Raw genomic sequence first — 25242 nt, 5'->3', positions numbered from 1 at the left:
GAGAGAGCAATGAACTCCCTCAAGGGCCTGGGGGTCTTCGCGATACTCGCCGGTATCGCCTATGCGTTGACGCGGGTAGAGGACACCGACACGCTGATGCTGTGGGCCACCCTCGTGATCATCGCCGTATCGGTGGTCACCTACGCCTTCTCCATCAGGCGCCGCCGCCGGGACCACCGCATGGCGGGCAAATAGCCCCCGGCCGGGGTACGGGCGTGCGCGGGTGAGGGCGTGGGGCTCGGTGGTACGGCTTTTGTGGGCCGCCAGGAGTACGACTGTGTGAGTCCCGTGAGCACCCTCGGGTGGGCGCTCACGGGGTGAGCCATCGTTCGCGAGGCACGGCCGTCGCGCGGTGTCGCACCGTCGCGCGGCGCGGTGCTGTCAGCCGAGGCGGTCCAACGCGGTGTCGCGGGCGGGAGCCGAGCGGGCGCCGCTGACTGTGAGGATCATCTCCGTCATCTCCACGAATTGCCGCTGATGGCTCTCGGGGATGCCCAGCAGGTCGGCGGCTTCCTGGGGAGTGGCCCGGGGGCCGTCGGCGGAGCCTGCCCGCGGAGCCGCGGCCCCGGTGCTCTGGGGCGGCAACGGCAGGTCCTCGGGGACGACCTTGCCGGACTCGATGAGCATGTCGCGCAGCCCCACGCCGAGGACCGGGGCCAGCGCCCGCATCGTCTCCAGATCGGGCAGGCTCTGCCGTTGGAGCAGGCGCGTCACCGCGGCACGGTGCACTCCCGCGTCCTCCGCGAGCTGCGATCTGCCGCCGCCTCGGGGGCTGTCGATGTCGTACCCGCGCTCCCGTAGCAAGCCTTCGACCCAGTGCGCGAAGTGCTCCATGTCCGACCCCTTTTTGACCATTGCCTGCTCTCCCTCCGCGCGAGCGACCCTACCGCCCGCTCGCGCACGCAATGACCAGGATGACTTGCGCGTGCGCAAATCGCCACACCGGCCTGGACATTACGGGCCGTCGGCGCGGACGTTGACCGGCTGCTCAGGAGGCGGGATCCAGAAGAGCGGCGCTTTTGTTGCGTGTGCGCGCGGGGCGACCTAGGGTCTAATTGCGAACCCGCAACGAAGGGTGCCTCCCCACCCTCCTGTGCGCTCGCTGCCTGCCCTCCTCCCTCCTGCCGCCGGGCTGTCCGGGCTCCCGCTGCCCGGTCAGCCCGGACCCACCTCCGACTTCGCTGCCTGCCTCCAAGCCTTGAAGGGGACTTCAGCCATGCCCGTATGCCAGCCCGTACCCTCCTGCCGCCCCGGCTCCTCCGCCCGTCCCGCCACCTCGTCCCGGCCCAGACCCGGCGGGCCGGAGGACTGGCGCGGGGACGCCGCCTGCTCCGGCCTGCCGGACCGCGCGGTCTTCGCCCGACGCCGGGAGGCGGCGCTGCCCGCGCTGCGCGCCTGCGCGGTGTGCCGGGTGCGGCAGCGCTGCCTGGAGGCGGTGGCACCGTACGACAACTGGTTCGACGGCGTCAGCGGCGGTCGGCTGTGGCGCAACGGCAAGGAAGTGGCGGCCTCCGACGCCCTCGCGCCCTGACCCTCCCCCGCCCCTTTCCGCCGGCGCCCGCCGCAGCCCTTCCTGCACCTTTCCTGCCCCTTTCCTGCCTTTCCTGCCTTTTCTGCCTTTTTCGCCTTCCGACACCCACGGGAATGTGATGACCCAGCCCACCGAACACGCCGCCTTCTGGCTCGGCGCCCTGCGGCGCCAGTTCCCCGAGTTGAGCCAGGAACTCGCTCCGAGCCGCAGGTCTCCCTCCCTCCCGTCCCCCGTGCGGGGCGGGCGCAAGGGCTCGGCTCCCGACGTCCCTCTCCGGCTCTTCGTCTCCGACACCATCCGGGACATCACCGATGGAGTGGTGGAACTGGAGGAGGCGGTCTGCGAGAAGCTGCGCCTCCCGCGCCCCCGGCAGGGCTCGGTGGAACAGCGGCTGACACGGCTCATCGGACTGCTGGACCGCGTCGCACGGCAGCCGGTCCTCGCCGAGCACGTGCGCAGTGAGGCCCGCCGGATGGCCAGGCGCTGCTCGCGAGCGCTTGGCGATGGGGCCGAGACGCCGGTACGCGTCCGCGGCCGCTGCCCGTACTGCGCGTCGGTGTCGCTTCGCGTCCTGCCCGAGCGCGACGACGTGCTGTGCATCAACCCCGGCTGCCGGTGCGACGACCCGGAGTGCGCCTGCTGTACGGACCGCCGGCACCGGCACTCCTGGGGCCGGGAACGCTGGGCAGGGCATATCGCGGACAGCGAAGCGGACGGGGGCGGCCCGGGCGGGGGCGCCGACAGCGTCGCGTGCGGTGGTGTGGACGGCTTCGCGAGCGGCGCCGGCACCATCGGCGGCACGGACGGCTTCGCGACCGGAGAGACGGATGATGGCGCTGATGGCGCGCGCCCTGCCGCCGGCAAGGGACCGGGTGAGGGGCGATGAGCTCGATGTACGCCGACGCCCCGCTCGTCACCACCGCGATGGCGGCGCGGGAGACGGGGGTGGTGCCGAACACCATCCGCAAGTGGGTGCAGCTCCAGCACCTCTCCCCGGCCGGCCGCAGCGGGCGGGCGCACCTCTTCCGCCTGGAGGACGTCTTCGCCGCCGAACGCGCCACGCGACGAGCGCACGAGATCGGTCCGGACGGGAACGCCGCTGAGTTCCCGGTGCGTTCCTGACACACTCTCTCGTCTCCTCTCGCCCCGCCCCGTTCGCTTCATCCCGTTCCGCTCTGTTCCGTCCTGTCGCGCCTCCTCCTGTCTCACCCTGGCCACTCCCCTCCGCGTCGTACGGCGTCCGCCGCCCGCGGATTCGGTCTCGTCCCGTACGTACCGAAAAGCGCCCCGCTGCCGTTCAGGCCGCGGGGCGCTTGGTTGTTCACTCACTCGGTGTTTCGGGTCGTGGGGCGCGGCCCACGACCGGCGGGTGGGGGGGGAGGGGCCGCCGGTCGTGGTGACAAGTGCTGCCGGTCTTCAGGGATCCGAGCGTGCCGACCAGTCCTTGCTGTTCTGACGGGGCGCGCTCTGCCGGGGCATGCGGTACACCTGCGCGCCGGTGTGCGGGCCGCAGGAGGTCGAGACCGCTTCCTGCCAGCCGCTGACGAAACCGTTGAACTCCGCTTCACGTACGACGCGTTCCGTCACCTTGTCGGCGACCGAGGCGAGGGCGTGGGCTACGTCGCCGGTAAAGGTTCCGGAGCGGCCGGAGTCGGCCGCCACTTCCACGATGGCGGTCACCACGTCCACGATCGGTGCGCCGCGCTCACTCACCACGGGCCGCCTTCGGTCGAATCGCACTGTTCACTCATGCTGCCCCCAAACGCCTTGCATTGACTCGTCCCCTGCCCGATGCGTCGTGTCCGGCCGGCCGCCGGACCGGTGGTTTCCGGCCGCGTACGGTCCGGTCGTAACCGGCCGCGTGCAGTCCTCAACGGATGCCCGGGAGTGTCCTTGTTCATCCAATAATCTATCCGGTCCGTCTGACACCCCGTCGGGTAGCGAGAGCCTATTAATTGCGCACTCGCGCGCACGACTTGCGCTCCCGCGCGATCTCGATCACGATAGATGCAGCGGCGGAGCTGTGCCCACGGTCAGGGCGACGGCATCCGCCGCTTCGTTGTGAAAGGAGCGCTCATGTGACCGAGAGCCCGCTCGCGTTCCCCGACGTGGAACGCCTCATCGTCGACGTCCTCAAGGACCGGCCGGAACTGGCCGGAGCCGTGGTCGACAACCGACCGCCGTCCGGTTTCGACGGCACACAGAAGGCGGTGCTGGTCTCGCGGACCGGCGGAGCCTGGGTGGACGACCTCCATCTCGACCAGCCGATCGTGGAGTTGGAGAGCTACGGTCCCGACAAGACCGCCGCTCACACCCTCTCCCTGTCGGCGCGCACCGCGCTGTTCCAACTGCGCGGCAGCGCGTACGGCGGCGCTGTCGTCACCGACGTCGTCGAGGAGGAGGCCGCGCGCTGGCTTCCGGACTACAACCGGCCGGCCGGCAATCGTTACCTCACCCGGGCCCGGCTGTTCCTCCGTCCCGTCTGAGCCTTTCCGCCGCACCCGCCATCCGAGTTTTTTCCGGCCTCGCCTTCGGGCGGGGCCTTTGCCATTTCGCTTGCCATTCGCTGATTTCAGCGACCATTGATTCAAGGAGACTTTCATGTCCGGAATGAACCCGAACGAGATCCGCGTCGCAGGCACCGGCCGTGTCCTCGTCGCCAAGGTCGGCACCACCGCCCCCGCCGACGCCACCGCCGAGTGGGGCGCCGGCTGGGTGGACCTGGGCTACACCGCGCCCGAGGGCGTCAAGTTCGGCCGCAAGGGCAAGACCGTCAAGGTCAACACCTGGCAGACCGTCGGCGCCGCGCGCTATGTCTACGACGAGCGCGACCTGACGCTCAAGTTCGGCATGCTCCAGCTCAACGAGAACACGCTGCCGTTCTTCTACGGCAACGGGGACGTCGCGGAGACCTCTTCCGGTTCGGGCACGTACAGCTTCGGCGTCACCGACGACGCGCTGATCGAGGAGCGGGCGCTCGGCCTGGAGTTCACCGACGGCAACGAGATCCGCTACCGCTTCATCGTCCCGCGCGGCCAGGTCACCGACACCGATGACATGGACCTCAACCGCAAGGGCGCCATCAAGCTCGGCGTCACCTTCACCGCGCTGCCGCAGGACGGCACCGCGCCGCTGGCGACGTGGATCATGAAGGACCCGGCGTTCGGGGACAAGAAGGCCCCGGTGGAGGACAAGCACTGACCGGCCGGAACGGGCGCTCGTCCCACTCCGGGCGTACGTCCCACCGGGCGCCGGCCCCGCTCGACCACCAGACCACCTGAATCGCGGGCGCCGCCGCGGCGCTCTCCCTCCCTCCGGCCCGCGGCGGCGCCCGCCCCTTCCTCATCTCGTACGCACCACAAAGGAGCACATCCATGTCCTCGTCCTCGACCTCGTCCTCGATCTCGTCTTCGGCGTTCGACGTCAACGCCGCCCGAGCCCAGCGGCACGAGGCCCACGGCCGGGCCTGGTCCTTCACGCTCGACGGAGACACCTTCGAGCTGCCGAGCGAGATCGGCCGGCGCACCGCCCGCGAGCTGCGTGAACTGGATGACAACGACATCGACGGCCTGTTCGAACTCCTCCTGGGCAAGGAGCAGTTCAAGCGCTTCGACGCGCACGACCTGACGATGCAGGACATCGCGGCGATCCTGGCGGCGTACGGCGAGGAGACCGGGCTCGGCCTGGGGGAAGACTGAGCCTCGACGCGTTCGTAGAAGAACACGCCGAGGCTCTCGAAGCCGATCTGCTGCGGCACTACGGCGTGGACCTGCTCGACTGGCACCGTGGCCGGCTCTCCTCCCGCCGGCTGTCGGTGCTCGTCAGACAGCTACCACGCGACAGCGCCGTCAACCGCGAACTGCACGGCGAGGTCACGGAATGGGGCACGGCCGAGCACCTGCTGGCCGCCATCACCGACCACCTCGCCGCGGCGAACTGGATGACCATCGCCATGAACGGCGAAGAGGGGTCCGACCCGCCGGACTATCCGGAACCGGTGCCGCGGCCGGGGGACCCGGCCACCACCGAACCCACCCCCGGCGCCGGCGCCGAGCCCGGCCCCGCTGAGGCCCCGGCCCCCGCCGAGCGGCTCCCCACGAAGGGCGAACTCCTGCGCTTCTTCGGCTGAGGAGCCGGGGGTGGACGGAGCGCTCAGTGAGCGCTCCGCCGCTCAGTAGGCGAAACGCAGATCGTCCTGAGCGCGAGCATGGCTAGGGCCGTAAGCGTGCAGAGTTTGCGCTGACCGAGCGGAACAGCAAATAGGGCGTAATTGACATTCCGATCAGGGGAGCAGAACGCTCTTGGCGACGAGAATCGCTTCCTTGAGCGTCCAGATTGCGGTCAGGCACAGCACGGGAAAAGCTATAAGAGAGAAGATGGTGTCGCCGACGCGGCCGCGCAGTGGAAGTACCTCTGCCTTTGATGGGTTCCGGGGAAGGTACAGGACGCCCATCGGGTCCCCGGGATTCAGGACACGGCTCTTGGTCGAGCCGCCTGTCACCTCATGCGATCTGCCGTGACAATCCTCGAATCTCACGACGGGCCTGAGCCCTTGCTGACTTCCGAGAACCCCGACCAGCACGCCGTTGGCACGCAGGCCCTCCCGTCTCAGGCGGATCCAGCCTACGTTCATCCGGATCACGCCAAAAGCACACGTGGCCGCCACCGCGAGTATGACGAGATAAAGGGCGAGTTCTGCAATTGTCCCGCGCATCGAAACCACTACCTCCCCTGTGGAACATTTTTTCGGGGAGTCTATCACTGCCATAAATTAAGGTAGGCAAGTGTGAGCGAAACTGAAAGTGTTGGACAGTTCACCGAGGATTTCATCCGGGACATAGTAAAGGAGACGATCGAAAAACTCGGTGCTTCCTCGGACAGCCTAGGTTCCTCGCGACTGGGCGATAAATTCGACGCCATCGCCGATTCCCTGGGGAAGGGGCACGACGGCGTGGCGGCCTCCAGTCAGAGCCTGTACTGGAGCACGTCGACGGCGAAGGTCGATGTCGCCGCCGCGACCTTCGCGTATGACGCGATCAAGTTCGATGAAACCGGCCTTTCGATTGGTGGTGTCAAGGTCTGGCAATTCCCGCATATTAATTGGGCGGAGGACATGCTCAAAAATAGGCGGGAAAGGAGGTCGCGTGAGCGTGTGGGGCGCCGTATAGGTCGGCATGAGGCTCGGGCCGAGAGGTCGTCTCGAAATTTCCTGGAAGCTCAAGGTATGGCCAATAGGAGCGAAGGTAGGCAGCGTGAGTTGTACCAGCAGCTTGCCACCGGCAGTATTCGCGACGTCGAGAGGATGGAGCGAGCGATAGCGAAGCTGGAAAGAAGGTTGGCCGGATCATGAATAGGGATACCCCTGTGGTGTAACAGGTCTCGACGGAGCGTCGAGTGGGGAAACTGTATGTGGTCGGCCGACACTATAGTGCCGCCCCGCTTTCAGTGCTCGTTTCGCAGGTATTCATCGGCCAAGGGCGCCTGGGTCGGGTTTACGGAATTAGAGAATCTGAGCGGTCTGATCTATGTATCTTCTCGATATCCGTGGTATTGAGGCGCGCGTCAATAGTTTGATGTACCGCGCTGGGGTGAGCCGCGCGCGGCACCGCACACCGCGAATTGGATAACACATGTCTCTAGTGCAAGCCCTCGGTAGAGCCTCCGGCTCACTGAGAAATTTCAAAACCGGCCTCGACACCGCCGGGAAGTCCGCCACCGCGCTCGGCCGGCAGGCCACTACCGCCGGGACCGGGGTCAACAAGGTCAAGAACGGTGTCAAGCAGACGAACCGCGAGCTCAAGGGCATGAAGACGGCCGCCGATCAGGCGGCGCGGGCGGTGTCCAAGGTCGGGAAGGAGGCCGGTAAGGGCGGGCCTGCCATGGGGAAGTTCCAGGGCGGGCTGAAGAAGGCGGCCGGCGGGTTCAAGACGCTCAACAAGGAGATGAAGGGCAACATCATCGGGATGTTGCTCGGGCTTCTGGCGCCGCTCATCGAGAAGGTCGTGCAGATGGCGACCAAGTCGAAGACGTTGCAGAAGGTCATGAAGAAGGCCTTCGCTGTCATCGGCCAGGTCGTCAAGGCCGCCATGAAGGTCATCAGCCCGATCATGAAGTCGATCGGCAAGCTGATCAAGACGGTCTGGAACGGCATCAAGAAGGCCATCACCGTCGTCGTGAAGGCCGTCGCCACGGTCATCAAGACGTACTTCAACGCGTGGAAGAAAGTCATCACCACGGTGATGAACGCGGTGAAGAGCGTGATCTCCGGCGCCTGGAACGCCATCAAGCGCGTCATCAGCCCGGTCGTCAACTGGATCGGCTCGGCCGTCCCCAAGGTCTTCAACAAGGTCAAGGGGGCGTTGTCGAGCGCTTGGAACGGGCTGTCGGGCATCGCCAGTCGCGCCTTCAACGGCATCAAGAGCGCGGTGCGGAGCCCGGTCAACGCCGTCATCGGGCTCATCAACAGCGCCATCGACAAGCTCAACGGGATCAAGGTGTCGATCCCGGGCTGGGTGCCCTTCGTCGGTGGGAAGACGTTCGGGGTCAGCATCCCGAGGATTCCGCGGCTCGCCGAGGGCGGCGTTGTCGGCCCGCACAGCGGGGGCGTGCCGGCGCTCGTCGCCGAGGCCGGCGAGGCGGAGGCCGTGATGCCGCTGTCCAAGCTGGACCGGCTGCTGTCCGGCGCAGCGCTGGGCCGCCGCTCCGGTGGCGTGGCCCTGGCCGCCTCCGCGAACGGTTCCGGCGGCTTCCGCATCGAGAACTACTACGCGACGCAGACCAGCGACCCCAACGAGACCGCGGCGGCGCTGATGTTCCTCGCCAAGGCCCGGGGGTGAGGACATGGCAGCGGCAGCAGCCCTGGCCGGCGCGTCCGGCGCGTTCGCGGGGTTCGGCTCCGCCCTCGGCCAGGCGCAGCGTGGCATACGGGCCAACCTCGCCGGTATCGCCGCCGCCGCCCGGTCCGCCGACGCGGTCAAGCGCTCCGCCGACCAGAGCGCCCGGGAGTCCAAGCAGTTCGTGCGCGGGGCCGGGGTGGCGGGCCGTTCGGTCACCGCGTTCGCGAAGACGGCGGGTACCGCCGCTCCGGGGCTGAACCGCGGGCGTACGGGCTTCAAGCAGTGCGCTCGGGAGCTCAAGAAGATCAAGGGGTCGGCGGAGCTGGCGGGCCGTTCCGCCTCGGTCGCCAACAAGGGCGCCAAGACGGGCACCAAGCTCACCGGCCCGTTCCGCAAGGGCCTGACCAGCGCTTCCAAGGCCATCAAGGCCGTCAACCTCGCCATGAAGGCCAACCCCTGGGGGCTGCTGATCTCGCTGGTCGCGCCCTTCGTCATGGAGCTCGTCGAGACGGCGCTCCAGTCGAAGACCGCGCAGAAGATCATGAAGCAGGTCTTCGACCTCGCGGGCAGGACCTTCAAGTCGATCGCGAAGGTCGTCACGCCCCTGATGAAGGGGATCGGTACGGCCGTGGCGAAGGTGTGGAACGGCATCAAGTCGGTCATCTCGGGCGTCATCAGGGCGATCGGAGGGCCGCTCTCCCGCGCCTTCAACGGGGTGCGCTCGGGCGTCAGTTCGGCGACCAATGCCATCAGGTCCGTGATCTCCACCGTCTGGGGCGGCTTCAAGCGCGTCCTCCAGCCGGTGCTCAACTGGCTGACCCAAGGGCCCGCCAAGGCGTTCCGTACGGTCAAGTCGGCGATGTCGCGCACGCTCTCCGGCATGGCCGGCATCGTCAAGAGCGCGTTGCAGACCGTGATCGGCATTATCAAGGGCCCGGTCAACGCCGTGATCGGCTTCGCGAACCGCGTCATCGACGGCCTCAACAGCCTGAGCGTCAACATCCTCGGCAAGAAGTTCGGGGTGAACCTCTCGAAGATCCCGATGCTCGCCGAGGGCGGCGTCGTCACGCCCCGTACCGGAGGCGTCCCCGTCATCCTCGCCGAGGCCGGCGAGACCGAGGTCGTCCTGCCGCTGACCAAACTCGGCCGGCTGCTCGCCCGGACCGCCGCGTTCGCCGCGGGCGGCCCCGCGGGACCGGCCGGGCCCCATCTCGACCACTACGAAGAGCCCACCGGCCGCGGCGCCCACGCCATCGCCGAGGACCTCCTCTTCCTCGCCCGGACCGGCGCACACACACGGAGGTGAGGCCACTCATGGCCACCGCACAGCACAACACCGACACCCCCGGCTCACTGATCACCCGCGATGGGCAGATCCAGTGGGCCGGTCTCCTTTTCGGCCCCGGCACGCCGTACCAGATCGACAGCACGGGGCTGACCGGCTGGGACGACCTGCCCGGCCTCGACTCCGCCGACGTGGCCCGGCCCGACCAGCACGGCTCCTGGCCCGGCGCGCAGTGGGCCAAGCCGCGGACCGTCTCCGCGGCCGTCTGGCTGCTGCCCGGCCGCCCGGAGCAGGCCGCGGACGTCGCGCGGGAGTTCCGCGCGGCCACCGGCGTGCACGACAGCGAGCAGTGGCTGGCCGTGCGGCTGCACGGCGAGACCCTGGCCTGCCGGGCCCGGGTGGACCGCCGCGTCATCCCGCTGGACCGTACGTACCAGACCCAGGGCGTCGCCAAGGCCACCCTCCAGTGGCTGAGCACCGACCCGCGCCGCTTCTCCTCGTCCGAGCAGAGCGTGCGCACCACCCTGCCGGTGCCCGAGCCGGGCCTGGTGTGGGACGGCGCGGACCGGGCCGGCGGCGCGGAGGGTCTGCGCTGGCCGCTGGAGTGGGGAACCGCCGACTTCATCGCCGACGGCACCGTCACCGCGACCAACGGGGGCGATGCGCCGGTCAACCCGGTCGTCGAGTTCCGCGGCCCGGTGCGGCGGCCCTCGCTGACCCGCCTCTCCGACGGCACGCAGCTCCAGTACGACATCGCCCTCGCCGAATCCGACGTCCTGACCGTCGACACCACCGCGGGCACGGTCACCCTCAACGGCACCACCTCGCGCATCCACACCGCCACCGCGTCCTCGATCCCCGAGCAGCGCTTCCAACTGCGGCCGGGCACCTCGTCGCTGGCCTTCCGGTCGGCCCCCGGCCGGGTCGATCCGCGCGCCTCGGTGACGGTGACCTGGCGCGACGCGCACTGGTGACGGTCGCCCCCTCGCCCACCCCACCCCACCACGCACCCGGAGAAATGGAGCACGGACATGAACATACGCAGCGCCTGGCTGGTCAACCGCACCGACGCGGATGGAGGCCAGACCCGCGTCGACACCCGGCTCGCGCCGATCGGCACGCTCACCCCCACGGGCCCGCTGACCTCGCGGGACGGGATCATTCCCGGTTCCCGGGACGGCCGGAGCCAGTTGGAAGGCCTGTACGTCTTCAGTGACGCCGCTGGGATGTCCGCGAAGGTGGCCCCCGGCCGCGCCGTCATCCAGAGCAGCGAGCCCGCCGGGGCCTACCCGGTCGCCGTCACCGACCACATCACCGTCGACTTCGCCGACGGCGACCCGAACAACCCCCGGATCGACCTGGTCGTCCTGCGAATCTACGACGCCCAGCACGACACCTCCGACCGCACCGCCGCCGTACTGGAGGTCATCCAGGGCGAACCGGCCGGGAAGCCGGTCGCCCCGCAGACGCCGACCGCGGCGCTGGCTCTGGCCGCTGTCACGGTGCCCGCGGGCGCCTCGGCGGGCACCGGCGGCATCGGCTGGCAGAGCGGCGCCGTGCTGGACCTCCGCCGCCCGACCGTCGCGGTCGGCGGCATCGTCCCGCGCACCTCGGGCGACAGCACGCCGGGCAGCTACCCCGGCCAGTACCGCGACACCGACTCCGTCGGCCTGGAACGCTGGAACGGCAAGGAATGGCGCCCCTACCCGGACGTGACGGGCTGGCAGCCGCTCAAGCTCGCCGCCGGATACGGCAACCCCGGGCACGGTACGAACGCCGCCTGGCGCCGCTCCGGCAGCCTGGTGACGCTGCGCGGCCGGATCGGCCGGAACGACGAGAAGCCCATCGCCAGCGGCGACGTCATCGCCGTCCTCCCGCCCGACCTGCGGCCGGGCGGCGGCCGGGAGTTCGCCTGGGCCTCGCCGCGCACGCAGAACAGGACGGGTCCGTCGGTGACCCGCGTCGAGATCACGTCGGGGGGCGAGCTGCGCACGTACGAGGGGTTCGACAACCCCGTGTGGATCTCGCTCGACGCCGTCTCGTACTACACCGACTAGGCACGGCCATGAGCGATCACCTCGCGACGCCCGATCACACCTACCGCGCGCTCTTCTGCGACCTGCGCACCGACCAGGTCGTCGACAGCCTGCCGCTGACGGGCGTCCAGTTCGACGACTACATCGGCAAGCCCGGCTCGCTGCGGGCCACGGTCCCGCTGCCCGACCGGCACCTGGCCCAGCGGGCGCGCACCGCGCTCCAGCCCGGCCGCACCGCGGTCTGGCTGGAGCGCGGCTCCGACATCTGGTGGGGCGGCATCCTGTGGACCTGCACCCCCGCCGGCGACGAGCAGGGCCGGATGACGGCGGAGATCCAAGCCGGCACCTTCGACTCGTATCTCGACCACCGCATCCTCTCCACCGACCTGGTGGCCACCGGTGTCGACCAGTTCGACATCGTGCGGGCGCTGATCGACCACGTCCAGGCCCAGCCGGGCGGCGACATCGGCATCGAGTACGGACGCGAGCTTTCCGGTGTGCGGCGCGGCCAGTCCTACGCGCGCACCGACGTGGCCCGGGTCCGGGAACTGGTGGACAAGCTCGCCGCCCTGGAGGACGGCTTCGAGTGGCGGGTGCACTGCTACCGCGACCCGAGCACCGCCCGGCGCGTCAAGCGGCTCCAGCTCGGCCACCCGAAGGTCCGTACCGGCGCCTCGGAGATCGTGCTGGACCGCCCCGGGCCGCTGCTGTCGTACAGCATCCCGACCGACGCGACCGTACAGGCCAATGTGTGGGTCGCGCGGGGAGCGAGCGACAACACCAACCAGGCCCAGGAGTCGGTCCCCACCATGTCCGACGTCAAGGCATTCGACGCGGACCTGGAGGCCGGCTGGCCCCGCCTGGAGGGCACCTCCGACAACAGCTCGGTCAGCGACAAGAAGACCCTCGACGGCCTCGCCGCCGCCGAACTGGCCCGTGCCCACATGCCCGAGGTCATCCCCGAGGCGACCGTCCGCGTGGACGGCCGCATCACCCCGGCCCTGCTCGGGGCCACGGTCCGGCTCCGCATCCACGACCTGTGGAACCCCGAGGGCTCCGACTCCCGCTACCGGGTCGTCGGCCTCGCCGTGACCCCGCCGGAGCGGGCCAAGGCCGAGACCGCCAAGCTCTATCTCGAAGGGATGTAGATGGCCGCGATCCCCACCGACCTGCTGGACCGCATCCGCGATCTGGAACGGCAGGTGCGGGCCCTGATGGGCAGCGCCAACACCCGCCCCGCGATGAACGACGTCCTCGACGGCAACCTCCTGATCGGCGACGACGGGCAGTTCCAGGTCAAGGGCCACGGCGGTGACCTCGTCCACATCGGCCAACTGCGCCCCGACTGGCCCGACGGCACGCGGCAGCGGGGCATGGTCGTCCGGCGCGACGACGGCAAGGCCGCGCTGACCGTACGGAGCCAGGCCCCCGACGCCGCGGGCCGCCAGCCGGTGCAGGTCTTCGACCACAGCGGCAACGCCGTACTGGCCGACGACGCGCAGGGCTCCGGGCTGGCCCGGCCCTACATCCCGTACCCGCAGCCGACCCCGCAGGACACCGCCCGCTGGGAGTCCACCTCGGCCACCGAGTGGACCACTCTCTACAGCGGTGACGCCATCGTGCAGCACCCGCGGCTGTACTGCCTGGTGGCCATGGAGGCCACGGGCGACGGCGGCGAGCTGCGGCTGCTGGTGAACGAACGACAGGTCGGCCCCACCGCGCAGACCACCCTGCTGTTCACCGAGCCCATCGGGGTGGACTACGACAGCCCCGTCGAATTCCAGATCCAGGCCCGCGCGGCCAACGACACCAGCAGCGTGCGGTGTTCGCCGCGCGCCCTGTACGGAGTCCAGTCCTGACGTTCCGTACCGACCTCCGGATTCCCTGACTTCCCGTTCCGACGCCGCCCCCCGCGGCCCGGTCCCGGCCGGGCCGCGGGTGCCGCGCGTCGCGCGTGCCGGCCCCGGTACGCACCGCCGCACCGTCGGCCGTCACCCACCAGCAGAGGAGGAGACCTCACCTCGTGCTTCCCGAATCCATCCCCACCGTCACCGTCACCGCTCACTACCTGACCCCGGACGGCCGCCCGCTCTCCGGCTCCGTCACCTTCGAACCGCCCTCGATGCTGACCCACAGCGAAACCGACGTCATGCTCGGCGGTCCCATCGAGGCCCGGCTCGACAGCGACGGGCGGACGCAGGTCACCCTGCCCGCCACCGACACCCCCGGCATGAACCCGGAGAGCTGGGCCTACACCGTCACCGAACGGCTCTCCGGGGTGCCCGGCCGGCGCCCGTACAAGATCCTGCTGCCTGCCGACCACCCCCGGATCGACCTGGCCGAGATCGCCCCCGCCGACCCGGGCACCCCCGACTACGTGCCCGTCCCGGGCCCCGCCGGGCCGCCCGGCGACAAGGGCGCGCCCGGCAGCCGGATCCACACCGGGGACACCCCGCCGGCCGAGACCCTGGGCAGCAGCGGCGACCTGATGCTGCGCACCGACACCGGTGACCTGTGGCAGCGCGGCGAAACCGACTGGGGCAAGCCCGTCGGCAACTTCATGGGCCCCCAGGGCGCGCCCGGCACCGGCAATGTCGACACGGTCAACGGCAAGCCGGGTCCGGACGTCAAGCTGACCGCCGAGGACGTCGGCGCCCTGTCCGCCTCCGGCGGCAGCGTCGCCGGCAACGTCGTCATCGAGGGCAACGGCAGCTCGCACCCGCTGGTCGTGCAGGCGGGTTCGTCCTACGTGCGCGTCAACACCTCCGGCGACCTCGAAACGACGAACAACGCCTACGTGTCCAGCAACCTGCGCGTCGGCAGCGGAGCAGGAGGGCTCGCCGGCGCGGCGGGGGCGATCCAACTGGCCAACGGGTCGGCCCCGGCCAAGGCGGCCGAGGACGGGGTGTCCCTGTACTCGGCGGGCGGCAAGCTCTTCGTGCAGCGCGCCGACGGCAGCGTGGTCGAGGTCGGCGAGGGCCAGACCGGCCCGAGAGGCCCCGAGGGCCCGCGGGGCCCGGCCGGCGCGGACGGCTCCTCCTCCAACGACTGGGCCCCGGAGGACCTGGGGTTCGTCGCCTGGACCTTCGACCCGGGGCTGGGCGACGGGAAGAGCGCGCTCAACGCGTCGTACCCCGGCGACATCCCTGCCAGTGGCCGCATCTACTACGGCGCCGTCGTGCTGCGGAAGGCCACTGCCGTCAAGAACGTCTGCGTGCAGACCCTGGGCTACTCGGGAGCGTCCGGCGGCATCACGGCCGGGTCGTTCGCGGGGATCTACGACGCCTCCGGCAAGCGCCGGGCCCAGACCGCCGACCTGAGCAAGGTCTACCCGGAGACCCACGAGGTGGGCGGCGCGACCTCCTTCATCCCGCTGTCCTCCGCCGTCACCCTCCAGCCCGGCATCTACGTCATCGCGTTCCTGCTGACGTACTCCAACTCCGCCAACTCCCCGCGGATCATGACCGGCAACGGAGGCTACGACGTACCGGGCCGCTTCGGCCCCTCCAACGCCGTCCCGCGCACCGCGCTGTCGCCGACGAAGTCGAACACCTCGTTGCCGGCCTCGATCAACTGGTCCACCGGCGTCACCGTCCTCGGCACGCGCTACTGGATGGCGCTCGCCTGACGGCCGTCACCTCCCCCTTCAACGGCCCCGCCCGGGATCTCCGGGCGGGGCCTCTTCCCGCCCTGGAGGCACCCACATGGCAACCCCCCTCACCGCAGACGCCCTTGTCGCCGCCCTGAAGGCCGAAGGCGTACGCGTCGTCGAGCACCCCGGCTGGCGCACCCACAACCGCAACCACAAGGGCCCCTGGGGCCCGGTCAACGGTGTGATCATTCACCACACCGTCACCAGCGGCACCGCGTCCTCCGTGGAGATGTGCTTCAACGGCTACGACGAGCTGCCCGGCCCGCTGTGCCACGGCGTCATCGCCAAGGACGGCACTGTCCACCTCGTCGGCAACGGCCGTGCCAACCACGCGGGCAAGGGCGACGGCTCCGTCCTGAACGCCGTCGTCCGCGAGAGCGCCCTGCCCCGCCCGACCGCCAACGACACCGACGGCAACACCCGCTTCTACGGCTTCGAGTGCGTCAACCTCGGCGACGGCGCCGACCCGTGGCCGGCCGCCCAGCTCGCGGCCATCGAGCGGGTGTCCGCCGCCGTCTGCCGCGCCCACGGCTGGAGCGCGGCCAGCGTCATCGGCCACAAGGAGTGGACCAACAACAAGATCGACCCGCGTGGCTTCAGCATGGCCGACATGCGCTCGCGCGTCGCCGGCCGCCTCAAGGGCGAGCCCTCCGGCGGCGACGGTTCCGGGGAGCACGACGGCTCCGCGGGGGCGGGAACCTACACCGTACGGCCCGGCGACACCCTTTCCTCCATCGCCGACGCGTTCCACACCACCGTCGAGGCGCTGATGGCCCTCAACGGCATCACCGATCCGGACCGCATCCAGGCCGGCCAGACCCTGAAGATCCCCGGCGCCGACACCCCGCGCTACGCCCCCTTCCCGGGCGAGGACTTCTTCCGGAACGCCCCCCGTTCGCCCCTCGTCACCGCCATGGGCCGTCGCCTGGTCGCCGAGGGCTGCTCCGCGTACGAGGAGGGACCCGGCCCGCAGTGGTCCGACGCCGACCGCGAGTCCTTCCGCAAGTGGCAGCGGAAGCTCGGCGACGCTCCCGAGTACTGCGACGGGTGGCCGGGCCGCAGGCAGTGGGACGCACTGCAGGTCCCGTACACGGCCTGAGCGGCCCGCCGGCGCCACCGACGTCCGGACCACTGGCTCTGGCCTACTGGCTTTGGCCCGCTGACTTGGCCCGCTGACGCCGCTGACGCCGCTGAACCACTGATCCACCGAACTGCCGACAGCAAGGACCTACCTATGTCCGAAGCCGCCAAGCGCACCCTGCGCACCGTCCTGCAGACCGCCGTCGGTCTCGCCCTCGCACTGCCCGCCATCGTCGACGCGGCCGGGCTCCCGGCCAGCCTGCCCTGGGTCGCCGGAGCGCTGGCCGTGGCCGGCGGGCTAGCCCGCGTGATGGCGCTGCCCGCCGTCCAGGACCTGCTTCCGGGCTGGCTGCGCACCTCCCCGGAGCGCGCGCCCGCGGCGTCCGCCGTGCCGCCTCTCCGGGCCGAGACCGTCGAGCCGGTCGCATTCACGGAAACCGTCGCGCCGGTCGAATCCGCCGAAGCTGCCGGGCCCGTCGGGTTCGCCGGGCTCGCCGGACCCGCCGGGCCCGCCGTGCTGGGCACGGCCGCCGGAAACGACGACCGGGGGCGCGCGTGAACGACCCCGCTCCCTATGACACGGCCGCGGTCGCCCTTGAACTGGAGCGGCTGCGCGGCGCGATGGAGGCGGGCTTCACCCGGGTCGACGGCTCGCTGGCGCTGCTGGTCCAGCGCAGCGACCAGAGCGACCGGCAACTGTCGGACCACGAGGCACGCCTCGACGCCCTGGAACGTGCCCGCTGGCCCTTGGCCAGCATCGCCACGCTGACCGCGGTGGTGGGGCTCGCCCTGCCCATCTGGCAACTGGCGGCACGCTGACCGGGCCGGCCGCCAGGCCCTCCGGGGAAGCCACTCGGCGGGGCGAGCCCCTGGTTCGCCCCGCCGAGCCGCAGAATACGAACGGTCCGCCGGCGCCACCTCGGCCCGGCGGGCGTAGGCGGTGGTGCCGGCAAAATCTGTGCCGGGCGGTGTAGTTCGGCCGAACGGTGCGCGTTCCGTCAGATGGCGCAGTCGAACTCCTCACGGGTGGCCGGGTAGTGGCATCGGCTGGGGGTATGTCTCTGTCACGGTCAGCACGTCGCGAGGGTGGAGCCGACGGCTCCGGTCGTGCGGCGTCCGCAGCCGTTCACGGCCGTTGACGGGAGGCCCCGAAGCCATGCACCGACCTGCGCGGTACCACCTGCTCCTGCTGCCCGACGGGGCGTGGGAGACGGTGGAATGCCTGGCCGCCATGATTCGCCACCACGCCACCGCCCCCACCGTCATCGTCGACATATCGGCGGTGGAGCGGCTGAACATCGACGCGCTGGCGATCCTGGTGCGCAAGGCCATGCGGCTGCGCTCGGTCGGCGGGGAACTGCTCCTGGCCGGGCCCACCCCGGCCGTGCGCAAGCTCATCGAGCGCACCGGGTCCGGCTGCCTGCTGCACACCACGTCCAGCAGCGCCGCCGCGGTGCGTCACCTGACCCGGTACGGGCGCGTCTGGGAGCAGGTCGGCCTGGCGACGGGGCAGGGCACCCTCTTCACGGACCTGCCCGAACATTCCGCGGCGGCGCAGTCGCAAGAGTTCTAGCCGCTGCTGCTGGGCCGCACCGGGCGCGAGCCGGAAGGCTCCGCCCCGCCCGGTATTCCTCGCGTCCTTCTACTCCGGTGCTGATGAAGACGCCGAGGCCGACGCGGTCGCCGACGCGCTGTCGGGCTGGTCGCGGAGGGCCAGCCACTCCTGTAGCTCGATCACGTTCCCCTCCGGGTCCGCCAGGTGCGCGGCCCGGATGCGCTCGCCCATGGGGGCCGGCCCTTGAAGGAACTCCGCGCCGCGCGAGGCGAGTTCGGAGTGTGCGGCGTTCAGGTCGTCGACCCGCAGTACGACGAGCGCGCGATGCCCCGTCGGCTCCGCCCCCAGCCGCTCCAGCACTCCAGCCATCTGCGCGCGATCCTGCAGCGCGATCCCGGCCTGCCCCGGCCCGGCGGTGAACTTGGCGTACGGGCCGCCCTCGGCCTCGAACTGCGGCTTGAGCCCGAGCACGTCACGGTAGAAGCGGTAGACGGCGCCGAAGTCGGTCACCAGCAAACGTATCTGGGTGAATTCCATACGGGTCTTTCTACTCCGCTCCGGGCCCGCCTCTGAGTCGGGGCCGGTTACTGATGTGTTGTCACTTCAGGGTTTTCTCCAGGAGTTCGAAGGCCGCCTCGGCCTCGGCGGCGCACTGCTCGTATATGGCCGCGGGGTCGTCGCCGGACAGCATCCGTTCGACGTTGCGGACGATCAGGGTGCGCTGTACCGAGATGGCCTGGCTGGCCAGTGCGTTCGGCACGATGGCGGTCGGGGGCTGGCCGAGGGCCTCGGCCAGTGCTTCGGCGAGGACGGCCTCGCTGTCGGTCCACTGCTCCAGGAGGCGCAGCTTCAGGCTGGGGGTCGACATGACCATGCCCTGGAAGGACAGGAACTCCTCGTAGTCCGCGAGCCCGGTGATCGGATCGCGCTGCTGAAGCCCGGTCAGGAAGTGCCGGCGCAGGGCGGCCACGGGCGACTCGCCCGGTTCGCGCGTACGAACGACCCTGGCGGGCTCGCCTTTGTGGTCGCGGATCGGGAACAGGACGAGGTCTTCCTTGGCGGGGAAGTAGTTGAAGACCGTCTTCTTGGACACCTCGGCGGCGGCCGCGACGTCAGAGACCGACACCTGGTCGAAGCCCCGCTCCAGGAACAGCTCCAGCGCGGTCTTCGCGATGTGCTCCGTGGTCCTCAGCTTCTTGCGCTCCCGAAGGCCCAATTGCTCCGTCATGCCTGAATCGTAGCAAGTCGTTCCCCCAGCGTACTGTTACTCCTGTCATAAAGCTTGACTCGGTGTAAAATTAGCCCTAGCGTAAGGTTCATGACCCCAGCCAAGGGCATGTACGCACCTGTGTACGACGGCCCGGTCCTGCTCATGAGCACGCCCAAGGTCAAGTTGGTGGCCGCCGCGTGCATCACCGTCCTGCTCTTGTCCATCCTCGACATCAACATCGTGTCCGCGGTGTCGTGGAAGATGGTCGATGACCTCGACCCCGTCCACGGGATCGGCAAGCTCCCCTGGCTGACCTCCTGTTACGCGCTGGCCGACTGCATCGTCGTGCCGCTCTACGGCAAGCTCGCCGACGAGTACGGGGCCAAACCGCTGATGATCTTCGGGCTCGGCGTCTTCACCGTCGGCTCGTTGCTCTGCGGTCTCGCGCAGAACCTGACCGAGCTGATCGTCTTCCGTACGGTCCAGGGGCTGGGCGCCGGCGGGCTCACCGCGATCACGCTGGTGGTCACCGGCATCCTCTTCGGCGATCAGGAGGACGAGGCGTCGGAAGGGCCCATTAAGCCGTCCAACGCGGTCGGCATCGGGGCCTCGGTGATGTTCGGCCTCGGCCTGGCCCTGGGCCCGACGCTGGGCGGCCTCATCGCCGACGCCATGAACTGGCGCTGGGTGTTCCTTCTCAATCTGCCGCTGCTCGTCGCCGCCTTCCTCATCATCGTCTTCGAGCTGAAGATGCCGACCAACCCGGTGCGGCGGAAGGTGGACTTCCTCGGGGCCGCGCTGCTCGGCGGCTTCGGCGCCTGCGCCCTGCTGGTGGCGGAGTGGGGTGGCGCACGGTACGCGTGGGGCTCCCCGACCGTCCTCTCGCTCGCGGCCGGCGCGGCGCTGCTGGCCGTGGCCTTCGTATGGCGCAGCCTCACCGCGCCCGAACCGCTGGTGTCGCTGGCGCTGATGCGCAACTCGGTCTTCCGGGCGATGATGCCGATGTCCCTGATCGCCGGTGTCGGCGTGGCCGGCGGCCTGCTGTACGTCAGCGGCTACCTCCAGATCGGGCGCGGGCTGAGCACCGGCCGCTCCGGGCTGCTGGTGCTGTGCATGGCGGTCGGCATCCTCGCCTCCATCCCGGTGGCCAAGGGCATCGTCACGCTGTTCGGCAAGTTCAAGTACTTGCTCGTCGCCGCCGGGATCTTCCAGGCCGTGGTGCTCCTCCTCTTCGGATGGCTAGGCCCCGACACCAGTTACTGGCTGATAGGCCTGGGCTGCTTCGTCCTGGGCATCGGCATGGGGCAGTCGCTCGGCCTGGGCCTCCAGTACATGCAGAGTTCGGTGGCCAAGGAGGACCTCGGCGTCGCCACCAGTTCGCTGCGCTTCTGCCAACAGCTCGGCGCCACCGCCGGGTTCGCTCTCTACAGCACGATCGTGGCGCGCTACCTCAACGGTCACCTCAGCAGCGCCGCGGGCGCGGCCGACGTGAACGGCAACCTGGATACCGGAGCGCTGTCGAAACTGCCTGGGGACCAGTACCGCGCGGCGGTCGGCGTCTTCATCGACGCCACCAATGTCGTGTTCATAGTGGCGGGCGTCGTCTCGCTGGCTGCCGGTCTGGTGGCGCTCGCCATCCGCGAGCAGCGCTACCGCGAGGCGGCGCCCGGAGGTGGGGCGGCGCCCGGAGGTGGGGCGGCGCCCGGAGGTGGGGCGGCGCCCGGAGGTGGGGCGGGGACCGGGTCCGCGGACACCGCCCCTGCCCCGGCCGTGGGCTCGGTAGCCGCCCCGGGCTCGGCCCCCGCCGTGGGCTCGAGACTTGCCCCGGGCTCGGGCCCTTGAGCGGGGTGGGTCGCGGTCGGGGTGGCTCCGCCTCGTGGCGGGTGTGGCCCGCAACGACCGCATCGCCGCACAGTGTGGCGGGCAGGGCGACGCGGCGAGCACGGGATGGGGCGATCACGGGACGCGGCGGACAGGGGGAATGGGGATGGCGGGGTGGAGGGCTGGTGTGAGGTCGGCAGCCCCGGCTGATGTTCGGCTGTGGTTCTCTGCCCAATTCGACAGCGCCCAGTAGGGCAGGGCTACGAAGGTCGCGAGCGCACAGTGCGGCGAGTGCGATGCCGAGCGAGGCGTTGCGGGCTCTGACGGCCTGGGCGTGGCGTACGCGGTGGGGGCCTCTCGCACCCGAGGCGAGAGCGCCGATCGCCAGGGGCGGGGGCATGGCCACGGCGAGGGGCGCTGTCGACAGGAGGCCGTCAGGAAGGGGAGCCGGCCCATTGGTGCAAGGCCGCTTCCAGGCCGGAAGGGTCGGTGGTGTCGGTGGCCCAGGCGACTACTCCGTCCGGGCGGACCAGGACTGCGAGCGGTGTCGAGGGACTGTCGTCGGGGATGGCGTGTACACGGGTGCCCCAGGGCGCGGCGAGGTGGGTGAAGGTGCTGTTCGGGGTGCGGTCGAGGAGGAGGAAGCCGCCGTGGTGGCCGTGGTCGACCAGGCGGGTGCCGTCGCTGAGCCACAGGTCGGGGACGTACCGGCCGGTCAGCGGGTGGGTGCCGGGGAGGTCGACGCGCTGGGTGACGCCGGAGATCTTCTTGACCGCGTGGGTCGCGCCGTCCGGGGTGTTCAGCAGGTCGATCAGGACCTCCCGGAGCGCGGCCGACTTGGGGTCGCCGCGCAACACCCCGATCTGGGCGCGCGTCCAGTCCAGCACCCAGGCGCCGAGGGGGCGGCGCTCGGCGTCGTACGTGTCGAGCAGCCCTTCCGGCGCCCAGCCGGCCACGACGGCGCCGAGCTTCCAGCCGAGGTTCATCGCGTCGCCGAAGCCGAGGTTGAGTCCCTGGCCGCCGAACGGGGAGTGCACGTGCGCGGAGTCGCCGGCCAGCAGCACCCGGCCCGACCGGTAGGCCGCGGCCTGGCGGGCGTTGTCGCTCCAGCGGGACGCCTCGCCGCGCAGCGCGGTCAGGGTGATGTCCGTGCCCGAGACCCGGCGCAGGCTCCCCTGCAACTCCTCCAGCGTGACGGGCGTCGAGCGGTCGGCGGGCGGGGCCACGAACTCCACCGCGACCACGCGGCCGGGCTGGGGGCCGTAGCGGTACGCGCCCTGGGGCGTCCACCCCCATCCCTCCGCGAGCACCGAGGGGTCCTCGATCTCGGCGAGCGCCATGTACCCGGTGAGTTCGGGGTCGGTGCCGGGGAAGTCGATGCCGGCGAGGCGCCGTACGGTGCTGCGGCCGCCGTCGCAGCCGACCAGCCACCCGGTACGTACCGTGCCGAGGGTGCTGGTGCCGACGAGCACGCCGTCGCCGGTGTCTTCGAGCGCGGTGACCTCCACCCCGCGGTGCACCGGCACGCCGAACCGCGCGAGGTGGTCGGCCAGCAGCGACTCCAGCTCGCGCTGCGGGACCATGCGGGCGCCGTCGACCGAGGCGTGCCCGGCGAGGTCGGGGTCGGTCCAGTCCACGAGGTCGGCGTCCAGGACGATTCCCGCGAAGTGGCCGGTGAACCGCTGGCCGCCCGTCTTCTGTGTCTGGCCCCCCCTCTGTCCCTGGTCCTGCTTGTTCGTCGGTTGCCGGGTCCCGTCCGGGGCCCGCTCGCCGGCCGTACGGACGTACGGGCCGACCCGCTCCAACAGTTCCCGCTGCACCTTCTCGGCGGCGGGCAGCAGGCCCCGGCGGTCGAGCGCTTCGGCCGTCGGCACGTTGATGCCGCCCGCCTTCATTCCGGCGGCCGGCTCGGTCAGCCGCTCCAGTACCTGCACCGAGGCCCCGGAGAGCGCCAGTTCCGCGGCGAGCATGAGGCCCACCGGCCCGGCTCCGACCACGGTCACGTCCGTGGCCGCCATGTCCTGATTCGCGTTCGTCGTCATAAACACCGTTCTACTTACGAACAGTGTTCGCGTCAAGTTATGATGAAGCGGTGAACCCGAGAGAGCGCCGCGCGGCCCGCCACCAGCCGCCGAACCCCGAGGCCGAAGCCGCGTCCAAGCCGCGCCGCCGCAAGGTCCCGATCACGGTGGAGCAGGTGGTCGACACCGCGCTGAACGTCGTCGCCACCGAGGGCTACGAGGCCCTGACCATGCGCCGCCTGGCCGGCGCGCTCGACACCGGTCCCGCCTCGCTCTACGCCCACGTGGTCAACAAGGCCGACCTCGACGAGCTGCTCATCGGGCGACTGTGCGCCGGTCTCGTACTGCCCGAGCCCGACCCCGCGGCCTGGCGGGCGCAGATCCGCGGGGTGTGCGTCCAGATGCGCGACCAGTACCTGGAGTACCCCGGGATCTCCCGTGCCGCGCTCGCCATGGCCCCCACCGACCTGGAGATCGTGCGCGTCAACGAGGGCATGCTCGCGATCCTGCTCGCCGGCGGCGTCGCCCCGCAGGACGCGGCCTGGGCCATCGACGCCCTGTTCCTGTACGTGGCCGCCTACTGCCTGGAGATCTCGATCGCGCGCCGCCGGGCGGAGGACGACGACATCGCCTGGGTCCGCGACCGCGCCGAACTGACCCGCCGCTTCACGGCCTTGCCGCCGGACACCTTTCCCCTCACCACCCGCCACGCCGCCGAACTCACCGCCGGTGAGGGGCACGAGCGCTTCGACTTCACCCTCGATCTGATGATCAGCGGCCTGAACCAGCGGTAGATCCCGCTGGTACGGGCCGTCGGCCTGCGTCAGTCGCTCGCCCAGCCAGGAAGGCGGCTAAGCGGGCAGTCAGGCAGTCATGTAGTCGGGTAATTGGGTGATCAGGAAACGGCAAAAGCGACTGGTATTGTCATCGATCCGCCAATTAGCCCTGCACAAAGGACTTTTCGTGACCACCCTCTTACCTCCCGGCGAGGACAAGCCCGGCGACAGACCCGGCGACGGCGAACCCGTCGACCACCGCCCCGCCGCCGACCAGCCCCCGGCTGCCGATCAGCCCCCTGCTGCCGAACAGGCTCCGGCTGCTGAGCAGGCCCCCGCCGCTGCATCCGTCCCCGCCGCCGGACAGACTCCGGCGGTTGAGCAGGCCCCCGCCCCTGCACCCGTCCCCGCAGCCGCATCCGCCCCCGCATCCGCCCCCGCCCCCGGCCCCTGGGCGCCCCCGCAGCCGGGAGCGGCCGCCCCGCAGTGGCCGCAGTACCCGGGGCCGGTGCCGGCACCAGGGCCGGGCCCGGGCCCGATGCCGTTCCCCGCGCCCGTGCCCGCGCCCCTCAACGGGATGGGCATCACCGGCCTGGTGCTCGGCATCGTCGGCGTGTGTCTCGGCGCGTTCATCATCCTGTTCTGGATGTCCTGGCTGCCGGCCCTGCTGGCCGTGATCTTCGGTGCCGTCGGGATGAGCCGGGCGCGCAAGGGGCTGGCGACCAACGGGGGGATGGCGCTGGCCGGCGTGATCCTGGGCGGTCTCGGGCTGCTGATCTCCGCGGGTGCCGGGGTGTTCACCGTGCTGGCGGTGAAGGCGGGCGCCGACGAGATCCGTGAGAAGGCCGACGCGGTGAAGCGGGCGGAGACCGCGGAGCGGGAACGGGAGAAGGAGGAGGAGAAGGCCAGGCACCTGTCGTTCGGCCAGGCCTACACCTTCGAGAACGGTCTGAAGGTCACGGTGGCGAAGCCCCAGCCGTTCGTACCGGACGATTTCGTACTCGGCCACGCGAAGGGGAACAAGGCGATCCAGATCACCATCACGGTCGTCAACACCGGCAAGGAGCGGGTCAGGATCGACAGCGGGCTGCCCAGTGTCAACGACGCCAATGGCGCCTCCACCGAGCTGGTGATCGACGGAAGCGACCGCCAGCGGGTCCTCGAAGGGTACGTACTGCCCGGCAAGGAAGCCGTCGGCAAGTACGCCTTCTCCCTGCCGCCCGACGCGGCCGACAGGGTCGAGGTCGAGTTCTCCCCCGACCTCAAGCAGTGGGAGGACTCCTACTGGTCCGGCCCCAACTGATCAGACGCGCCCGTAACTGATCAGACGCGCCTGTGGGGCGGGCCCGGACGTCGGGCCCGCCCCACAGCGCTCGGCGGTGAATACGAGGCCGTCTCCGTACCTGAGGCCGCACCCGTACCCGAGGCCGCCTCCGTAC

At 70.5% G+C, this 25242-nt stretch carries 28 protein-coding genes and 1 pseudogene; 23 read left to right on the top strand and 6 right to left on the bottom strand.

Annotated features, from left to right (window positions below; all coding sequences use genetic code 11):
• The first annotated feature begins 9 nt into the window (after nucleotides 1-9).
• Nucleotides 10-195 (top strand): hypothetical protein, encoded by a 186-nt coding sequence (locus IF55_RS16315; RefSeq protein ID WP_030888789.1) that lies wholly within the window; start codon nucleotides 10-12, stop codon nucleotides 193-195.
• A 186-nt stretch (nucleotides 196-381) separates the two neighbouring features.
• On the opposite strand, the gene IF55_RS16310 is transcribed toward IF55_RS16315, so the two are convergent.
• On the bottom strand, nucleotides 382-834 hold the full coding sequence (locus tag IF55_RS16310) for a helix-turn-helix domain-containing protein (protein ID WP_245661223.1): 453 nt from the start codon (nucleotides 832-834) through the stop codon (nucleotides 382-384).
• A 382-nt stretch (nucleotides 835-1216) separates the two neighbouring features.
• On the opposite strand from IF55_RS16310, the gene IF55_RS38600 reads away from it, so the two are divergent.
• The 3 genes from IF55_RS38600 (at nucleotide 1217) to IF55_RS16295 (ending at nucleotide 2653) form a co-directional block, all read left to right on the top strand.
• Nucleotides 1217-1531, top strand: a complete 315-nt coding sequence (locus tag IF55_RS38600) for a WhiB family transcriptional regulator (protein ID WP_106980405.1) — start codon at nucleotides 1217-1219, stop codon at nucleotides 1529-1531.
• Nucleotides 1532-1649: 118 nt separating this feature from the next.
• Nucleotides 1650-2417: a hypothetical protein gene (locus IF55_RS16300; protein WP_063763973.1), complete on the top strand. Its 768-nt coding sequence runs from the start codon at nucleotides 1650-1652 to the stop codon at nucleotides 2415-2417.
• A complete protein-coding gene (locus IF55_RS16295; RefSeq protein WP_048832035.1) occupies nucleotides 2414-2653 on the top strand; it encodes a MerR family transcriptional regulator in 240 nt (79 codons plus the stop codon). Before IF55_RS16300 ends, IF55_RS16295 begins: the two co-directional genes overlap by 4 nt.
• Before the next feature lie 294 nt (nucleotides 2654-2947).
• On the opposite strand, the gene IF55_RS16290 is transcribed toward IF55_RS16295, so the two are convergent.
• Entirely contained in the window at nucleotides 2948-3211 is a 264-nt protein-coding gene (locus IF55_RS16290) for a hypothetical protein (protein WP_245661222.1), read from the bottom strand.
• 398 nt (nucleotides 3212-3609) lie between these two features.
• On the opposite strand from IF55_RS16290, the gene IF55_RS16285 reads away from it, so the two are divergent.
• From IF55_RS16285 to IF55_RS16270, 4 genes are all read left to right on the top strand, one after another.
• Nucleotides 3610-4017, top strand: coding sequence for a hypothetical protein (locus tag IF55_RS16285; protein ID WP_030888775.1), 408 nt, complete (start codon nucleotides 3610-3612; stop codon nucleotides 4015-4017).
• A 115-nt stretch (nucleotides 4018-4132) separates the two neighbouring features.
• Nucleotides 4133-4732: a phage tail tube protein gene (locus IF55_RS16280; protein ID WP_030888772.1), complete on the top strand. Its 600-nt coding sequence runs from the start codon at nucleotides 4133-4135 to the stop codon at nucleotides 4730-4732.
• A gap of 173 nt (nucleotides 4733-4905) precedes the next feature.
• A complete protein-coding gene (locus tag IF55_RS16275) occupies nucleotides 4906-5229 on the top strand; it encodes a hypothetical protein (RefSeq protein ID WP_048832034.1) in 324 nt (107 codons plus the stop codon).
• A gap of 65 nt (nucleotides 5230-5294) precedes the next feature.
• Nucleotides 5295-5660: a hypothetical protein gene (locus IF55_RS16270; RefSeq protein ID WP_030888765.1), complete on the top strand. Its 366-nt coding sequence runs from the start codon at nucleotides 5295-5297 to the stop codon at nucleotides 5658-5660.
• Nucleotides 5661-5813: 153 nt separating this feature from the next.
• On the opposite strand, the gene IF55_RS39420 is transcribed toward IF55_RS16270, so the two are convergent.
• Nucleotides 5814-6299: a DUF3592 domain-containing protein gene (locus IF55_RS39420; RefSeq protein ID WP_157854516.1), complete on the bottom strand. Its 486-nt coding sequence runs from the start codon at nucleotides 6297-6299 to the stop codon at nucleotides 5814-5816.
• Between the two features lie 18 nt (nucleotides 6300-6317).
• Between IF55_RS39420 and IF55_RS16265 the strand changes: the two genes are divergently transcribed.
• The 12 genes and pseudogenes from IF55_RS16265 (at nucleotide 6318) to IF55_RS16210 (ending at nucleotide 17993) form a co-directional block, all read left to right on the top strand.
• Nucleotides 6318-6881 (top strand): hypothetical protein, encoded by a 564-nt coding sequence (locus IF55_RS16265; RefSeq protein WP_030888761.1) that lies wholly within the window; start codon nucleotides 6318-6320, stop codon nucleotides 6879-6881.
• A gap of 280 nt (nucleotides 6882-7161) precedes the next feature.
• Nucleotides 7162-8367 carry a phage tail tape measure protein gene (locus IF55_RS16260; RefSeq protein WP_030888760.1) on the top strand — a complete coding sequence of 402 codons (1206 nt, stop codon included), beginning with the start codon at nucleotides 7162-7164 and terminating at the stop codon, nucleotides 8365-8367.
• A 4-nt stretch (nucleotides 8368-8371) separates the two neighbouring features.
• The gene (locus tag IF55_RS16255) at nucleotides 8372-9673 is read left to right on the top strand and encodes a phage tail protein (RefSeq protein WP_030888756.1); all 1302 of its coding nucleotides are present in this window, start codon (nucleotides 8372-8374) and stop codon (nucleotides 9671-9673) included.
• A gap of 8 nt (nucleotides 9674-9681) precedes the next feature.
• Nucleotides 9682-10626, top strand: coding sequence for a phage distal tail protein (locus tag IF55_RS16250; protein WP_030888753.1), 945 nt, complete (start codon nucleotides 9682-9684; stop codon nucleotides 10624-10626).
• A gap of 57 nt (nucleotides 10627-10683) precedes the next feature.
• On the top strand, nucleotides 10684-11709 hold the full coding sequence (locus IF55_RS16245; RefSeq protein WP_051776220.1) for a hypothetical protein: 1026 nt from the start codon (nucleotides 10684-10686) through the stop codon (nucleotides 11707-11709).
• 8 nt (nucleotides 11710-11717) lie between these two features.
• Nucleotides 11718-12836, top strand: coding sequence for a hypothetical protein (locus IF55_RS16240; protein ID WP_030888748.1), 1119 nt, complete (start codon nucleotides 11718-11720; stop codon nucleotides 12834-12836).
• A complete protein-coding gene (locus tag IF55_RS16235) occupies nucleotides 12837-13547 on the top strand; it encodes a hypothetical protein (protein ID WP_030888745.1) in 711 nt (236 codons plus the stop codon).
• A gap of 164 nt (nucleotides 13548-13711) precedes the next feature.
• A complete protein-coding gene (locus IF55_RS16230) occupies nucleotides 13712-15316 on the top strand; it encodes a hypothetical protein (protein ID WP_030888742.1) in 1605 nt (534 codons plus the stop codon).
• Nucleotides 15317-15392: 76 nt separating this feature from the next.
• Nucleotides 15393-16439, top strand: a complete 1047-nt coding sequence (locus IF55_RS40620) for a peptidoglycan-binding protein (protein WP_037966565.1) — start codon at nucleotides 15393-15395, stop codon at nucleotides 16437-16439.
• Between the two features lie 135 nt (nucleotides 16440-16574).
• Nucleotides 16575-16784 (top strand): annotated as a pseudogene (locus IF55_RS16220) (hypothetical protein); the annotation flags it as partial.
• Between the two features lie 191 nt (nucleotides 16785-16975).
• Complete coding sequence (locus tag IF55_RS16215; protein WP_030888733.1) at nucleotides 16976-17239, top strand: hypothetical protein; 264 nt, start codon at nucleotides 16976-16978, stop codon at nucleotides 17237-17239.
• A 337-nt stretch (nucleotides 17240-17576) separates the two neighbouring features.
• Nucleotides 17577-17993: an STAS domain-containing protein gene (locus tag IF55_RS16210; protein ID WP_030888731.1), complete on the top strand. Its 417-nt coding sequence runs from the start codon at nucleotides 17577-17579 to the stop codon at nucleotides 17991-17993.
• Nucleotides 17994-18062: 69 nt separating this feature from the next.
• Here IF55_RS16210 and IF55_RS16205 read toward each other — a convergent pair whose 3' ends face one another.
• Both IF55_RS16205 and IF55_RS16200 read right to left on the bottom strand, forming a co-directional pair.
• On the bottom strand, nucleotides 18063-18512 hold the full coding sequence (locus IF55_RS16205; protein ID WP_048832033.1) for a VOC family protein: 450 nt from the start codon (nucleotides 18510-18512) through the stop codon (nucleotides 18063-18065).
• 61 nt (nucleotides 18513-18573) lie between these two features.
• Complete coding sequence (locus tag IF55_RS16200) at nucleotides 18574-19203, bottom strand: TetR/AcrR family transcriptional regulator (RefSeq protein ID WP_030888726.1); 630 nt, start codon at nucleotides 19201-19203, stop codon at nucleotides 18574-18576.
• A gap of 90 nt (nucleotides 19204-19293) precedes the next feature.
• On the opposite strand from IF55_RS16200, the gene IF55_RS16195 reads away from it, so the two are divergent.
• Entirely contained in the window at nucleotides 19294-21027 is a 1734-nt protein-coding gene (locus IF55_RS16195; RefSeq protein WP_245661221.1) for an MFS transporter, read from the top strand.
• Between the two features lie 413 nt (nucleotides 21028-21440).
• On the opposite strand, the gene IF55_RS16190 is transcribed toward IF55_RS16195, so the two are convergent.
• Nucleotides 21441-23048: an FAD-dependent oxidoreductase gene (locus tag IF55_RS16190; protein ID WP_048832032.1), complete on the bottom strand. Its 1608-nt coding sequence runs from the start codon at nucleotides 23046-23048 to the stop codon at nucleotides 21441-21443.
• Nucleotides 23049-23098: 50 nt separating this feature from the next.
• On the opposite strand from IF55_RS16190, the gene IF55_RS16185 reads away from it, so the two are divergent.
• Nucleotides 23099-23821 carry a TetR/AcrR family transcriptional regulator C-terminal domain-containing protein gene (locus IF55_RS16185; RefSeq protein ID WP_030888716.1) on the top strand — a complete coding sequence of 241 codons (723 nt, stop codon included), beginning with the start codon at nucleotides 23099-23101 and terminating at the stop codon, nucleotides 23819-23821.
• A 538-nt stretch (nucleotides 23822-24359) separates the two neighbouring features.
• Nucleotides 24360-25106, top strand: a complete 747-nt coding sequence (locus IF55_RS16180; protein ID WP_245661220.1) for a DUF4190 domain-containing protein — start codon at nucleotides 24360-24362, stop codon at nucleotides 25104-25106.
• The last annotated feature ends 136 nt before the right edge of the window (nucleotides 25107-25242 follow it).

The sequence above is a fragment of the Streptomyces varsoviensis genome (assembly GCF_000718635.1).
GTDB lineage: Bacteria > Actinomycetota > Actinomycetes > Streptomycetales > Streptomycetaceae > Streptomyces > Streptomyces varsoviensis.
The sequence above is the reverse complement of the archived record's forward strand: the minus strand, read 5'-3'. Positions and strand labels throughout refer to the sequence as shown.